Source organism: Flavobacterium sp. AC267, assembly GCF_979258715.1.
Map to the genome: position 1 here is coordinate 2,701,470 of NZ_OZ409875.1, position 14,184 is coordinate 2,715,653.

Annotated in this window: 13 protein-coding genes; 5 read left to right on the forward strand and 8 right to left on the reverse strand. The window is 34.4% G+C overall.

The genetic code is table 11. The features are described from left to right. Positions 1–63 precede the first annotated feature (63 nt). Both ACZZ95_RS14150 and ACZZ95_RS14155 read left to right on the forward strand, forming a co-directional pair. On the forward strand, positions 64–2,127 hold the full coding sequence (locus ACZZ95_RS14150) for a PBP1 and LysM peptidoglycan-binding domain-containing protein (protein ID WP_463471678.1): 2,064 nt from the start codon (positions 64–66) through the stop codon (positions 2,125–2,127). Then, the gene (locus ACZZ95_RS14155) at positions 2,127–2,528 is read left to right on the forward strand and encodes an OsmC family protein (RefSeq protein ID WP_463469534.1); all 402 of its coding nucleotides are present in this window, start codon (positions 2,127–2,129) and stop codon (positions 2,526–2,528) included. Before ACZZ95_RS14150 ends, ACZZ95_RS14155 begins: the two co-directional genes overlap by 1 nt. Before the next feature lie 346 nt (positions 2,529–2,874). On the opposite strand, the gene ACZZ95_RS14160 is transcribed toward ACZZ95_RS14155, so the two are convergent. From ACZZ95_RS14160 to ACZZ95_RS14180, 5 genes are all read right to left on the reverse strand, one after another. Next, the gene (locus tag ACZZ95_RS14160; protein ID WP_463471679.1) at positions 2,875–4,212 is read right to left on the reverse strand and encodes a Gfo/Idh/MocA family protein; all 1,338 of its coding nucleotides are present in this window, start codon (positions 4,210–4,212) and stop codon (positions 2,875–2,877) included. Positions 4,213–4,329: 117 nt separating this feature from the next. Further along, positions 4,330–5,652, reverse strand: coding sequence for a DUF3472 domain-containing protein (locus ACZZ95_RS14165; protein WP_463469535.1), 1,323 nt, complete (start codon positions 5,650–5,652; stop codon positions 4,330–4,332). A gap of 90 nt (positions 5,653–5,742) precedes the next feature. After that, positions 5,743–7,440, reverse strand: a complete 1,698-nt coding sequence (locus ACZZ95_RS14170) for a RagB/SusD family nutrient uptake outer membrane protein (RefSeq protein WP_463469536.1) — start codon at positions 7,438–7,440, stop codon at positions 5,743–5,745. A gap of 10 nt (positions 7,441–7,450) precedes the next feature. Then, positions 7,451–8,833 carry a SusC/RagA family TonB-linked outer membrane protein gene (locus tag ACZZ95_RS14175; RefSeq protein WP_463469537.1) on the reverse strand — a complete coding sequence of 461 codons (1,383 nt, stop codon included), beginning with the start codon at positions 8,831–8,833 and terminating at the stop codon, positions 7,451–7,453. After that, positions 8,745–10,514: a SusC/RagA family TonB-linked outer membrane protein gene (locus ACZZ95_RS14180; protein WP_463469538.1), complete on the reverse strand. Its 1,770-nt coding sequence runs from the start codon at positions 10,512–10,514 to the stop codon at positions 8,745–8,747. The genes ACZZ95_RS14175 and ACZZ95_RS14180 overlap by 89 nt, the downstream gene beginning before the upstream one ends. A 641-nt stretch (positions 10,515–11,155) precedes the next feature. Here ACZZ95_RS14180 and ACZZ95_RS14185 point away from each other — a divergent pair. Next, a complete protein-coding gene (locus ACZZ95_RS14185) occupies positions 11,156–11,440 on the forward strand; it encodes a hypothetical protein (RefSeq protein ID WP_463469540.1) in 285 nt (94 codons plus the stop codon). A 37-nt stretch (positions 11,441–11,477) separates the two neighbouring features. Beyond that, on the forward strand, positions 11,478–11,807 hold the full coding sequence (locus ACZZ95_RS14190) for a hypothetical protein (protein ID WP_463469541.1): 330 nt from the start codon (positions 11,478–11,480) through the stop codon (positions 11,805–11,807). Between the two features lie 2 nt (positions 11,808–11,809). On the opposite strand, the gene ACZZ95_RS14195 is transcribed toward ACZZ95_RS14190, so the two are convergent. Genes ACZZ95_RS14195 through ACZZ95_RS14205 form a run of 3 tightly spaced genes read right to left on the reverse strand, consistent with a single transcriptional unit; the run spans position 11,810 to position 12,852 of the window. Then, entirely contained in the window at positions 11,810–12,049 is a 240-nt protein-coding gene (locus ACZZ95_RS14195) for a hypothetical protein (protein ID WP_463471799.1), read from the reverse strand. Next, complete coding sequence (locus tag ACZZ95_RS14200; RefSeq protein WP_463471680.1) at positions 12,006–12,776, reverse strand: substrate-binding domain-containing protein; 771 nt, start codon at positions 12,774–12,776, stop codon at positions 12,006–12,008. Before ACZZ95_RS14200 ends, ACZZ95_RS14195 begins: the two co-directional genes overlap by 44 nt. Then, complete coding sequence (locus ACZZ95_RS14205) at positions 12,733–12,852, reverse strand: LacI family DNA-binding transcriptional regulator (protein ID WP_463471681.1); 120 nt, start codon at positions 12,850–12,852, stop codon at positions 12,733–12,735. Before ACZZ95_RS14205 ends, ACZZ95_RS14200 begins: the two co-directional genes overlap by 44 nt. 233 nt (positions 12,853–13,085) lie before the next feature. Between ACZZ95_RS14205 and ACZZ95_RS14210 the strand changes: the two genes are divergently transcribed. Further along, positions 13,086–14,183, forward strand: a complete 1,098-nt coding sequence (locus ACZZ95_RS14210; RefSeq protein ID WP_463469542.1) for a GHMP family kinase ATP-binding protein — start codon at positions 13,086–13,088, stop codon at positions 14,181–14,183. Position 14,184 lies beyond the last annotated feature (1 nt).

Here is a 14,184-nt window from a genome sequence, read left to right on the forward strand (position 1 = left end):
GCTTTCAGGAAAATTTGTAACTTGCTTTTAGAATTAGAAATTAAATTGTTTTTAAGCCTTATTATGAAATATTATTTAACATTATTGTCCTTCGTATTTTTTATCTCTACAAGTGCTTTTTCTCAGGAAAAGGTGGTTAAGTATAAGGTATCCAGCGGAGAAACTATTAATCAGATTGCACAAAAATTTAAGGTAACACCTTTCGATATTTACCAGCTGAATCCAGATGCGAGAACAGGTTTGGTTCCGAATTCTGTATTATTGATTCCAACTAAAAACGGTGATGCTAAAAAAGAAGTTTCTGAAACTAAAACTGCGGCCGTTTCTGGAAAAGAAATAATTCATGAAGTGCGACCAAAAGAAACCTTTTACAGTATTGAGAAGAAATACGGAATTTCAGACGAAGCATTAAAAGTCGCAAATCCGTTTTTGGAAAAAAATGGAGTTCAGATTGGACAAAAATTGGTGATTCCAGCAAAAGGAACTGTTCCAAAAGCCGCAACGAAACCTGCAAAAGAAAAAGGTTCTGAAAAATATGTGTATCATGATGTTCAAGCAAAAGAAACTAAGTATTCGATTGCTAAACAATACAATACAACAGTTGAAGATTTAGAGAAAAGAAATCCTGAAATCGTTTCGAGTTTACCAGTTGGATACAGAGTAACGATAAAAGGAACGGCTCCAAAAACTGAAACTTCAGCTTCTGCAGTTCCAGCAAAAACGGAAGAACCTAAAAAAGTCGCTGAATCTAAAAAAGCAGTTTCTTACATGGAATATCAAGTAAAACCAAAAGAAACTTTTTATAGTTTAGGAAGAGTTTTTCATTTATCGCAAGAAGAATTAGTAGCGTTAAATCCGTCACTTTCTGAAGGAGTAAAAGAAGGAATGGTTTTAAAAGTTCCTGCAGGATATATTGCTCCAGCTCCAATTGTAGCGGCGCAGGTGCCGACTGAAAAAACGGCTGAGTCTTCAGTTAACAGTAATGGAGGCGGTATTAAGATTATTGATAAAGTAAAATCAACTGAAAATGATAATGTAGAAGTTGTTGAATTAACTAAAAAAAGAGGTACGAATGAGCGTAAAAAAGTAGTTTTATTACTGCCTTTTAATTTGGCTAAAGTTCAAAGTGATACTTCTGGAACAGCTAACAGAATTAAAAGTGATAAGTTCTTAAACATGACTTTAGATTTTTATTCTGGTGCAATGATGGCAATTGACTCTGCAAAAACATTAAAACTGCCAATTGATGTTGCCATTTACGATTCGCAAGAAACTAAAACGACTTCAAATGTATCTAATTTAACGAATAAACTTCAGGATGCTGATGCTGTTATTGGACCGTTTTACCAAAATAATGCCGAATCAACAGCTAATACACTTCGTTTATATAATGTGCCGGTTATTTCGCCATTGTCAAAAGACAGCGCAAATCCGATTGAGAATTTGTATCAATCAATACCTGCTGGTGATGTAATTAAAAATTCAATTTTTGATTATATGCGTTCTAAAAATGGAAATATTGTGGCAGTAGTTGACAAGAAAAAAGAGTCAATTATCAATTATATCAAACAAAATCAGAGAGGTGTTGCGTTTGCTTCTTTGACAGAAACTGGAGGTATAGACGTTGCTAATTTAAAAAGTCTGCTAATGCCAAACCGTATGAATTATGTGGTTATGGAAACGGCTAATACTGCAATGATTAAAACGACTATTAAAGCCTTAATTGATTCTCAAAAAACATGTCAGGTTCAGTTAGTAATTTTAGAACCAAACAGTACATTGGACACCGATGAAATTAGTTTCGATAATTTAGTAAAACTAAAATTAATGTATCCGTCTGTTACCCGCGAAAGTGACGAACAGAACGTTTTAATTTTTGAAAAACAATACCGTCTGAAAAACAAAGTGAATCCAAATACATATGCAACCAGAGGATTTGACGTTACGTTTGATACGATGATGCGTTTGGTGCAGGGAAAAACATTTCAGGAAACAGCAGATTTAATGACTACGCAGCAAGTAGACAATAAATTTCAATATTATAGAAAAGAAGATGGCGGACACGCTAATAAAGGTGTTTACATCTTGTATTACGATAGTGACTTAACTTTAAAAGTAGCAAATTAATGACATCAAAAGTAACCTATTTAGGCGATTTAAGAACAAAATCAATTCATGTGCAGTCGGGAAGCGAAATTATTTCTGATGCACCATTAGATAATAACGGAAAAGGAGAGGCGTTCTCTCCTACAGATACAGTTGCAAATGCTTTGGCAAGTCGCATGATGACAATTATGGGAATTAAAGCCCGTGATTTAGAAGTTGATTTTGTTGGCTCTACAGCCGAAGTAACAAAAATCATGAATGCAGAGCCACGAAGAATCGGTACAATTGAAATTGTATTCGAAATGCAAGGCGTAGCAGACGAAAAAAACAAAACGATCTTAGAACGCGCGACAATGACTTGTCCGGTATTTCTAAGTTTAAGCAGTGAAATTGAAAAGAAAATTACTTTTAACTGGAAGTAGTTTTTGAATTAATATTTAAAAGGAGCTTTCTGAAAAGAATAGCTCCTTTTTTTGTAAGCTTCAGAGAAGCGAAATATTTATAGCAAAGAATAGATGCATACAATTTAAAGCTCCAGCGGAGCGACATATTTTTTAATCTAAAATTTATGTCGCTCCGCTGGAGCTTTTTCTCATTTATCTTATTTAAATTCTATAAATATTTCGCTCCTACGGAGCTTTGTAAAAAAAAAACATATTTTCAAATAATATGCCTTTTATGTTGGTCTTTTGATTTTACAAATGTTATAAAACAAACAAGAGAGCAATTTTTTACGCTGCCCTCTTGTCTTCTTTAACTAACCAATATTTATTCTGAAAATTCTAATTTTTTCAATTTATTCCATCCGCCTCGAGTGAAATCGGGTATTTCAACAGGAGCAGAATTATTATCCAATGAAATTTCAGTTAATGGTCCAAGACAAGACCATTCTGCTAAATCGTATACATCCATATCTAACGGAAGTCCTTTTTGTAAACAGTAAATTAATCTGTAGTCCATAATGAAATCCATTCCGCCGTGACCTCCAACTTTTTTAGCCTGTTCTTCAATGCCTTTAGCAATTGGATGTTTGTATTTTTCCATCAGAGCTTTTTTAACATCAGCAGGAACAAAGGAGTGTGCGCTTAATTTTTCATGATTTGGCTTAACGTCATCGCCTAATTCTTTTCCGTCTAAAGCATAACCTTCTAACGGATATTTATTGGCAAAACCTTTTGTCCCGCTTAATTGATACATTCTGCTGTACGGACGAGGAGAAGTTACATCATGCTGAATCTGAATTGTTTTTCCATTTTCCGTACGAATCATCGTCATGGTGTGATCTCCGTTTCTAAAATCTTTAATTTCTTTTCCAGATTTTTCTTTGATATAAGCAGGATTTCCAACTGCTTTTGTATCCATAGAAACCAAGAAATTCATTTTATCTCCACGGTGAATATTTAAAGCCTGACAAGCTGGCCCCATTCCGTGAGTGGCATAAACATCACCACGATGTTTGATGTTATAGTCCATTCTCCAGTTGTTCCAATATTCTCCCCAGAATGGCTGTAAACCATGAATATAAGAACCTTCAGCATGAAGAATTTCTCCAAATAAACCTTGCTGTGCCATGTTTAAAGTTGTCAATTCGAAGAAATCGTACACGCAATTTTCTAACTGCATACAGTGTTTACGAGTTTTTTCTGAAGTATCAATAAGCTCCCAAATTTCTTTCATAGTCAAAGCGCCTGGAACTTCAATCGCAACGTGTTTTCCGTCTTTCATTGCTTGAACCCCAATAACAGCGTGATGAAGCCAGTCTGTTGCTACGTAAACCAAATCTACATTTGGCAGTGCCGTAACTTTTCTCCAGACATTTTCGTCTCCATAAAATTCCTGTGCTTTTGGAAAGCCGGCTTTCGTTAAAATTTCATTAGCTTTCGTTGTATTTTCTTGAGTCATATCGCATAATGCTACGATTTCTACACCCGGAATATGCGTCATGCGTTCTACAGCTCCAGGACCACGCATTCCAAGGCCTATAAAAGCCACACGAACAGTTGGAATTGACGGCGCGACTAAACGTAAAACATCTGTTTGACCTTTTGCGCGCGATGGAGTTTTTGTTTTTATCATTTGAGCCGTTGCAAATGTTCCCCACAACATAATGCAAACGGCCAAAATGAATTTTAAATTACTGGTTTTCATAATTAATTTGTTTTAAATGTTTTGATAATTTTTGATTATCGGAAATATTGAGATTTTTTTATTTTTAGAAATTGCTTACGGTAAAGAATTAAAATTTATTTCAGGTTTTTTATTGGTCATCGGTCTTGTAAAGTTAGTTTTTGGTGTTGTATAATTATTAAAAAAGCCTCCATTTTTTAAATAGAAAGAATCGTTTTCTGTGCCTCCGGAAAAATCCATACGATACTCTTTTGCACCAGTATTGTCATTGGTAAATCGGGCAGTATTAATTTCTGTCCAATTCCCTTTTTCATCGCAAATCCATTGATTATTGAATAAAACTTTACGGGAATAATCGCCTTGCTCTGGAATAAAATTTTCTAAAAAAGAGTGAAATCTTTTTAAATAAGTATTGGTTTCTGGACGGTTAAAACTTGCAATGAGCATCCATTTATTTGTTTCAGTGGCATAAAAATAAGCGGTATACGTTGTGGTATTGTCTTTGTTTGGAGATCCTTTGAGCAAGAATTTGTATGTTATACCTGCTTTCCAATTATACTTCAGATAACTTTGTCCGCCAGAACCTTCATTTCCAAATTCACCTGTATGAACATTTTCTCCTTTTTTAAGCATTTTGATCTTGTGTGATTCTGGAATACTCTTAGGATCATCTGTATTAAAAGGACTCCAAACTGAGAATAAAATTCTTCTTTCGGTCGCCGCGTTTACCTGAATTCCGAAATATCCTTCACCAAAACCATTTGCCATAAAATAAGAACCTATTTTATCTTCATTTTCAGGAACGGTAATTTCGTTATAAAACCATTCGGCATTTATGTTTTCTGGAACACTATAATTTAAGTGAACAGATGGACCGCGACGTCCCCAATGATAAAAATTTCCTTCATTATTTGGGACAAAAGAGATTTTTCCGTCGTAATCAACGCTGGAAATTTTTAATCTATTGATGGATGGAAAACGATCGCCACTTTTACTAATTCCTTTTATTTTCATTGCCACATAACCTTCCTGATTGATTTTCCAGTTTCCGACTAAAATCTCTTTTTTTGAAGTATTAAAAGTTACTTTTTTTACTTCATTATAAATTGAAAATTCAAGCTCCGATTTCCCATAAACTTCAACAGATTCCTCAATAGAAATCTGGAAAGTTCCCGGTTTAAAAATTCTGAAATAAACCGTAAATGTTTCATCAGCATTTTTCCAATTCTCGATGCCATTATCAGTAATGGTATTGTTTTCTTCTAAATGCTTAGAACTGTATGCATTTCCAGCCAATGGTAGAGAAATCTCCGTTTTTGGGTTTTCTAGAACATTATTTTCTGTATTAATTTCATTGTGATCTGCACAGGAAAAAGATACAAGTGAAAAAGCTAAAATCAGGTTTAATAAATTTCTCATTAGTAAGTATTGAATGATTAACTTTTTTAAAGCCTCTCTAATTTTTACAACTAAAGAGGCTGTTAAAAACAATAAACAACTCTAAAACGATTATGGGTTTTGGGTTAAAGTTCCCGGATATGCATTAATTTCTGATTGTGGAATGTATTGTACCACACGTAAACTCGTTGCAGGAACATCATTCATTGGCAGATGCGGACCTGGATAACGGCGGGTCATTGTCTGTCCGTTTCTGTAAACATCATAACCACGATGCGCTTCAAAAGCAAGCTCTAGCTGACGTTCTTCGTCTATTCGCTGTACTGCATTTGAGTCGCTAAGCGAGGTATAACCGTCGCCAATAATGGCTCTTTCTCTCACGATATTCAAGTTGGTCAAGGCATTAGTATAATCTCCTTTTTTTGCATACGCTTCAGCAAGATTCAAATACATTTCTGCCAATCTCGAAATGATAGGAGAGTGCAAGTGAGAATCATTGTCTTGAAGTGAGCATTTTGTGATATAATACATTGGATAAACACGATTGAGAAGCATCATATAATCTTTTTCGCCGGTATATGTTTTTCCTTCATATACAATAGAATATTGATTTTCTGCCGCATTTATGGTTGTCAGATTGTAATTTGTACTTCCGATAGTAATATAAAATGAACCATCAGGATTGCGTTTTAAAGGTCTGCGCATGTAGTTGTATCCTGTTTGAGTTCCTCCAGCATTAAAAACATCGTAGATAAAACGAAATGCTTCTGTTTTATTACCTGCGGCGTCAGTTACATATTGCGGATCAATAAAGGCCCAGCGCGCATCATTTTTTCCTCCAGCTTTATGAAGTAAATCTAAATATTTGGCACTGGCATACATTTCTCCCCAGCCTTGACCTTGAATGTTGGCATACATACCTCCAATTCCGTAATAGTGATCGTAACCAGAAAACTCAGAAGCAACTTGTTTTACGGCAAAAATAGTTTCCGTTTGTTCTGGAGCGTCAGGTGCATAAGTATTATATTTCATGAAGCTTGAACGGCTTAATAAATTGTAACGGTCGCTCGCAATTACTTTATTTGAATATTCTATAGACTGCGTTGCATACTCTTGATTTGGTGTTTCATAAGTACCGCTCATGTACAAATAAATTCTAGAAAGCATCGCCTGAGCCGCTTCTTTCGTTGCATAAGCGACAGTTTTATCTGCATTCATTAAAGATTCAGCTTTTTTCAAATCATTTATTGCCTGCGCGTAAGTGTCTTGAACAGTTGAACGATCCGGTAAAGTCAAATTGTTTAAATCATCTGGCAGACCATTTACAATTGGAACACCCAAATTGCTTTCAGGAGATTGTGCATAAGGTCTTCCGTAAGTTTTGCATAAGTAGAAGTAAATCATGCCTCTTAAATAATAAGCTTCTCCTAACTGCTGGTCTACAGCTTGACTTTCTCCTTCTTTAATAATTTTAATTAAATCACTAGACTGCGAAATAATCTTATAACTATTGTTCCAAAAAACAGATAAACGATCATTATTAGTAACATGCTGATACGAGATAAAAGAATAAAAAGAATCAGTAGATGTTCCTCTAATCATAATGTTATCACCAGGATATTCGCCAACTCTGTGCATAACGTCTGACCAGCCTTTTAGTCGCGCATAACATCCGTTTAATAAAACTTCAATAGAAGCTTCTTTATCTTCCTGAATTTTGTCTTGTGTGTAGGAATCAAATGGTTCTCTGTCTAACTCACATGAAGACAGGAAACTAATTGCTGTAAATAATAGAAATATCTTTTTCATGATTTTGTTTTTAAAGAGTTAAGTTAAGTCCTAATACCACTTTTCTTGTCGAAGGATAAACCTGTGTCGCAACACCAGAAATTGCACCATTAATTGGCGGGATTTCAGGATCAACTCCAGAATAATGTGTGATAGTAAATAAATTCTCTCCAGCGATGTACAATCTTAAATTTGAAATGTACAGGCTTTCAATCGGCATATTATAACCCAAAGTCACACTTCTCATTTTAAGGTACGTTCCAGTTTCTAAGAAACGAGAAGAAGCTTTGTTGGAGTTACTTGGATTGTTGTAAATAGCCTGCGGATGCGTTGCAATATCTCCAGGTTTTTCCCAACGGCTCCAGCCGCTGTGCAAATTCATTTGATTACGATCTGTATAAGCGCCGTCTGAATCAAACTCTGCTCTTGCATAATTGTAAATTTCTCCGCCTACAGAATAACTGAAGATAGTCGCGAAATCGAAATTTTTATAGTTTAAATTAGTTGAAAAACCTCCAAAAAAGTCAGGCGTATAGGCTCCAATTACTTTTTGGTTTTTAGATGCATCTCCATAGTCGTACGTTTTAACACGAGCTCCATTTGCATCTGTTGTCATCCATTGCGGTTTTCCGTTTTCGGGATCAACACCAGCCCATTCTGTTAAATACCAGCTGTCTACATCTCTTCCCGGACTAAGAAGTTTAGAAGCAGAACCTGCAATACCGCTTCCGTCTCCAACAATAATCTGAGTTTTACCACCGTAAAGGCTTGTAACTTTATTTTTGTTTGTACCGATGTTGGCATCAACAGACCATTTTAAATTATCATTTTTAATAATGTCTACATTAATCGATGCTTCAAAACCTCTGTTGTTTACCGCGCCAACGTTTCTCCAGATGCTGGTTACTCCAATTACACCTGGAAGAGGCACTCTGTATAAAAGATCAGAAGTATTTTTATTGTAATAATCCAAAGTAATGTTTACACGATTAAACAATCCGATATCCAAACCGATATCTCCGGTATATGTTTTTTCCCAGCTTAAATCTGGATTTGCCAATTGTGAAATTAAAGCCCCTGGGTTTTCATTATAACTTTGTGAAAAAGAATATAATGGAAGGTGAGGATATAAGCTGTTCGGTCTGTTTCCGACAGAACCATAACTGGCTTTCAATTTTAGATTATTAATAAAATCGGCATGGAAAAAGCTTTCTTTATGAATATTCCATCCACCGCTCACAGAAAAGAAATTTCCGTATTGTGCATTTTTTCCAAAATTTGAAGCTCCATCTCGGCGGAAAGAAACTTGCCCCAAGTAACGATCGTCATAAGAATAATTCAAGTTTGACAGCAAAGATTGTACAGCCCATTGCGATCTTCCTCCCGCTACTTTTTCTGGAACCGCAAGAAGCATCGGCAACAACAATTCCCGGTGGAATTCCAGTTGCTATTCCGTTGCTGTATTTAGAATTGTATTCGTTCCATTCATAACCCGCAACAGCGTTGAAACTATGTTTGTCAAAAGTTTTATTAAATCGTAAAAGCTGATTGCTGTAAACCCTATTGTAGGTGCTAAAATAATCTTCTATTCTACCTTTAACCGCTTCTCCTGATGAAGATCTAGGATCTGAGTAATACGATGAATTATAGTTTCCTAAAATATAATTGTTTACAGAAGCATAAGTAAGCCAGCTTGTAAATTTGATATCAAAATCGAGGTTGGCACGAACGGTATAGCTCTCAGATTCACCATAATTCCATTGTAAATCATATAAATAATTAGAGCCGGTTGTGTTTACCCAAGTTGGATTTGGCGCATTTCCAACCAAAGTTCCATCTTCTAAATACGGACTATCCCAAGGCATATTTCCGTATAGAGCACCTACAGAATGCTGTTGGTCGAAAGTAGTTTCTTTGGTTAAGTTTATTTGAGGACGTAATGTAAACCACGTATTTGGTTTGTACTCAAATTTCATTAAACCATTGTATTTTTTATATTCATAGCCTTTTACAGCGCCAGTTTCATCATAATATCCAAGCGAAACATAACTTTTAAAGTTGTCGCCGCCACCGCTGATAGATAAGTTGTAATCGTTTGCTATTCCTGTTTGAGAACCATTTTTCCACCAATCGTAATTTTGGTTTCTTAATTCAGGAGTCCACCACCAAACATTTTCAAAATCTTCTTTATTTGCAAAAGAATCATATAAATCATATAATTCTGCACCGTTCATAATGTCAAAATTTCCATTATTGATTGTAGTCATTGCCGTTCTAGCAGAAAAATTGATAGATGGTTTTCCTTTCTTACCGCTTTTAGTGGTTACTACAATAACTCCATTGGCACCTTGAGAACCGTAAACTGCAGTCGAAGCGGCATCTTTAAGCACAGTAAGTGTTTCAATATCTGCCGGATTCATATTTCCAGAACTGCTTCCAACAATTACCCCATCAATCACCCATAACGGATCTGTGCTTCCGTTTACGGTGGTTCTACCACGTATAATAATTTTCCCAACAGAGCCTGGCTGGCCTCCGCCTGTATTTACAAAAACACCAGTAGCTTTTCCTGCCAGCATATTTTCGACAGCAGGAGTAGTAATGTCAACAATTTTCTTATTATCCAAAGTTTGCGGCGATCCAGTTAAACTCTCTTTTTTTACTTTACTGTATCCTACCACAACAACTTCATCCATTTGCTGGCCCAATTCTTTCATTGTAATTTTTAAAGAAGAATTTCCAGCGGGAGCTTCTTGTTCCTGCATTCCAAGAAATGAAAATACTAATACGGTTGAGGCGCTTGGAACTTCGATAGCAAAACTTCCGTCCATATCGGTTTGAACACCGGTTTTACTTCCTTTAATCACAACATTAACTCCAGGAATTGGAGATCCTTTTTCGTCGACTACTTTCCCTTTTACAATTTTTTGAAATGCCAATAAACTGGTTTTGTTTGAAGCAATTTCACTAATTGGTCTTGCAGGCGTCGCTTGAATACTTAAAGACAACAATGAAAACAAAGCAGTTTTTAAGCTTTTTTCAAGTACAGAATGCATTCTAAAAGTGCTGGACTTTTTAGCGAATACTTTTTTCATACTCTGGTTAGGTTTTGGTTAATAATTGAGTTTTTTGTTTAGTTGATTTTTTCTTTTCTACGATTAAAATTTTGCTTTTGTTGACGTTTTTGAATTCGTTTTTTTAACTAAAAAAGGTTAAAAATGAATACGAATTTTAAGCTCTAAATTCTAATTGTTCGACGAAACTATAGATTAAAAAATTATAAAACAAGAAAAAACACAAAAAATGTGCTCGAACACACAAAATTTATGTTCTCGAGCACATAAAATTGTGTTAGTGATTTTTTTTAAGATAAAAAGCTGTTGATATTCTAAAATAAATTGTACAAACGACAGTTGTCAGATTTAATCGGATTCTTAGCGGGTAGTTTTGTTTTTTAAAGAATATAAAGCGCATCAGTTTTTTACTAAGAATTTCGCAATTGTTATTTTCTAATGCTAAGAATTAATTAAGTATTTTTAGAATTTGGATATGTGAGTTTTTTCTTTCTGTAAAAATTTTTATTGCAGAAGTAAAAAAAAGGCGATTAGATTTTCTGAAAAAGTTTGCCTTATATTAGCATTTTTAAAAGAAATAGAAATGGTGTTTTTTTGAAAGTTAAAAACACAATCTTAAAATGTCATTTCTTATTTTGAAAAATTAAAATAAAACCGAAAAAATGAATTCAGATTTAAAAGCCTACAAAGTCAATCTCGTTAAACAAAATGAAAAGATAAACATTGAAAATTTAGATCCTGATTTTTGGGAAAAAGCAAATTGTCTAACAGATTTTTGTTCGCCTTGGAAAACAGATTCATTTTCTAAAATTGAATTTAGAGCGAGATGGAATTTAGATTATCTGTATTTTAATTTTCAGGTTTTTGATTCGGAAGTTTATACAGATAGAACAGATAATTCTACAGACAGTATTTGCAATTCAGATAGAGTGGAGCTTTTTTTTTAGAAAAGATGAAAAACTAAGTCCGTATTATTGTCTGGAGATGGATGTAGATACTCGCGTTTTAGACTTTGAAGCTTATCCGGAGTGGAATTTTGATTATAACTGGAAATGGCCAACAGGACATTTAGAAATATATTCGTTTCAAGACCAAAAATCATTTACTGTACAGGGAAAAATAAGCATGACATCATTAAAAGAATTAGATTTAATTCAAGATAATGTTATACAAACAGGAATTTATCGCGCGAAATTTTTGCAGAATGAAAATCTAGAATATGAACCCACATGGATTTCCTGGGTTAATCCTAAAACGGAAAAACCTAATTTCCATACCGCTTCTTCATTTGGGAAATTTATTCTCGAAGAGTAAAATTAATAGATATAAAAATCGGCATTTTCAACATTAATAATATCAATAGGCAGTAAAATTGTTTCAGGTATTTCTTTACTGTACAAGAAATGTTCTGCCAATGTGCTAACGCCTAAATAAGCTTGTCTTTTTTGATTTTGATGAATTAAGAAATGGAGTAATCCTTGATTTAAATAATCCAAATTTTTAGCTATTAAATCATACCCAATCAAAGCTATTTTTTTGTTTTTTTGAGCAGACAATAGTTGTGGCAATCTGATACGCTTTGGATGTAGTAACAAAAACGCCGCTTAAATCTGGATTTTCTTCTAAAAAATTTAAAAATTTACTTTCGACATTTGGGTGTTTGAGTTTAAGAGTGGTCAGTGAAAAAGAATCCAGTTTTTTTTCTTCAAAATAACTTCTAAAACCTTTTTCCTTTTCCTGCATGTGAACAGCGTTCTTCAGGCTTTCGTCAATATGTACAATTGCAATTTGTCCTTTAGATAAAATTAAGTTCATTAAACTGGCGGCAACCCGGCCGCTTTTGTAAAGATCCTGACCCACAAAGCATTTTACAGAACTTGACTGTACTTGATTGTTGAAAGTGTTTACAATAACATTTGCCTCTTCATAAACTTTTACTACTTCCAGAGTTTCTTTATGAAATACTGGTGCAATTAATACCGCGTCAGGTTCAAGATTTAAAACCGTATTATTGGTGCTTACAAACGACTTTTTATTTTCTGGATTAAAATAGTGAATACTAATATTGACACTGTAAGGCTTGAATTCCTTTACGGCATCTTGGATTCCATTAACACAAGGAAGCCAATAAGAATCTATTTCCGGATCTGGAAGAAGAACACAGATTTTATAAATCTTGGTATTCTTTAGATTTCGGGCAATTAAATTCGGTTCATAATCAATAACATTTAAGACCTCATTAATTTTTTCCAGCGCAAAGAGGAGAAACCTTTCCTCTATTATGCAAAACCCGGTCGACAGTTCCTTTAGAAACTCCGGCCATTTGCGCAATGTCTTTAATAGTATATTTTTTATCCATAGAAGCAAATATATAAATTACATTTAATTTTTCGGAATATAGTTTTTCTGAATTTTTAAAATGTGCTCGAGAACATTTAAAAGTGTGTTCGAGCACATTTTTTCTGAATTTATTTGTTTTATCAAAATATAATCTATAGTTTCGTACAATCAAAACCCAAAATCAAAGTAAATTTACTAATCAAAATATACTTTAAAACATTGTTTTTTAGTATTTTAATAGCTTCTTTTTAAATGAGGAAAATTACAGCTTCAGCGCCGGGTAGAACCTGTCTTTTTGGAGACCATCAAGATTATTTAGGACTTCCTGTTATAGCCTGCGCCATAGATAGAAATATAAAATTAATTGCTGAGGAAAATAAGACCGAATCGTTTGTTCTAAATATGATCGATATTGACGAAATTCGAGTTATAGATATTCATGCATCTTTTGAAAAATTAGAACCACGAGATTATTTTGCATCTTCCCTTCGCGTTTTACGAAGATACGGCTGTAAACCTACCACAGGCTATACGATTACCATTACTGGAGACATTCCAATTAATTCTGGAACATCGAGTTCGTCGGCTTTATTAATGGCTTGGATCCGATTTCTGATTGAAGCTTTTGGAATCGATCATGAAGTTACACCCGAATTCCTTTCGAAATTAGGATACGAATCAGAAGTTTTGGAACATGGAGAACCAGGCGGCATGATGGATCATTTTAGTATTGGAGTAGGGAATATCGTTTATATTAATACCAAAAAACCTTTCTCTTTTGATGTGATCGGAACAGAGCTAAAAGGTTTAATAACTGGAGTTTCGGGAGTTCCCAAAGAGACAATTGGATTAATTGGCGAGTTAAAAGGAAATGCGTTAATGGCAATTGATGTTGTAAAACAAAATTACCCCCATTTTGATCTAAATGCTTCAGAAATTGAAGATTTAGATCAATATCGAAATTGTCTTCCAGATCGTTTGATTCCCTATTTTGAAGCGGCGATTAAAAACTATCATTATACGAAAGAAGCTTTAAAAGAATTTGAAAAACCAGTTTTAGACCTTAAAAAAATTGGTGCTTTAATGAATGGTCATCATGAAGTATTGCGTGATCTTCTCAAAATAACTGTTCCTAGAATTGATGCCATGATTAATGCGACTTTGAAATCGGGAGCATACGGAGCAAAAATTGTGGGTTCTGGCGGAGGAGGAAGTATTGTTGTAATTGCCGATCCTAAAAATGAAGATGCAGTAATAAAAGCAATTTTAAATGCGGGAGCAGAAGAGGCCTATGTGGTGAATGTGGATCCCGGAGTACGAATTATTGATAATATTGAAATTTTAAAATAAG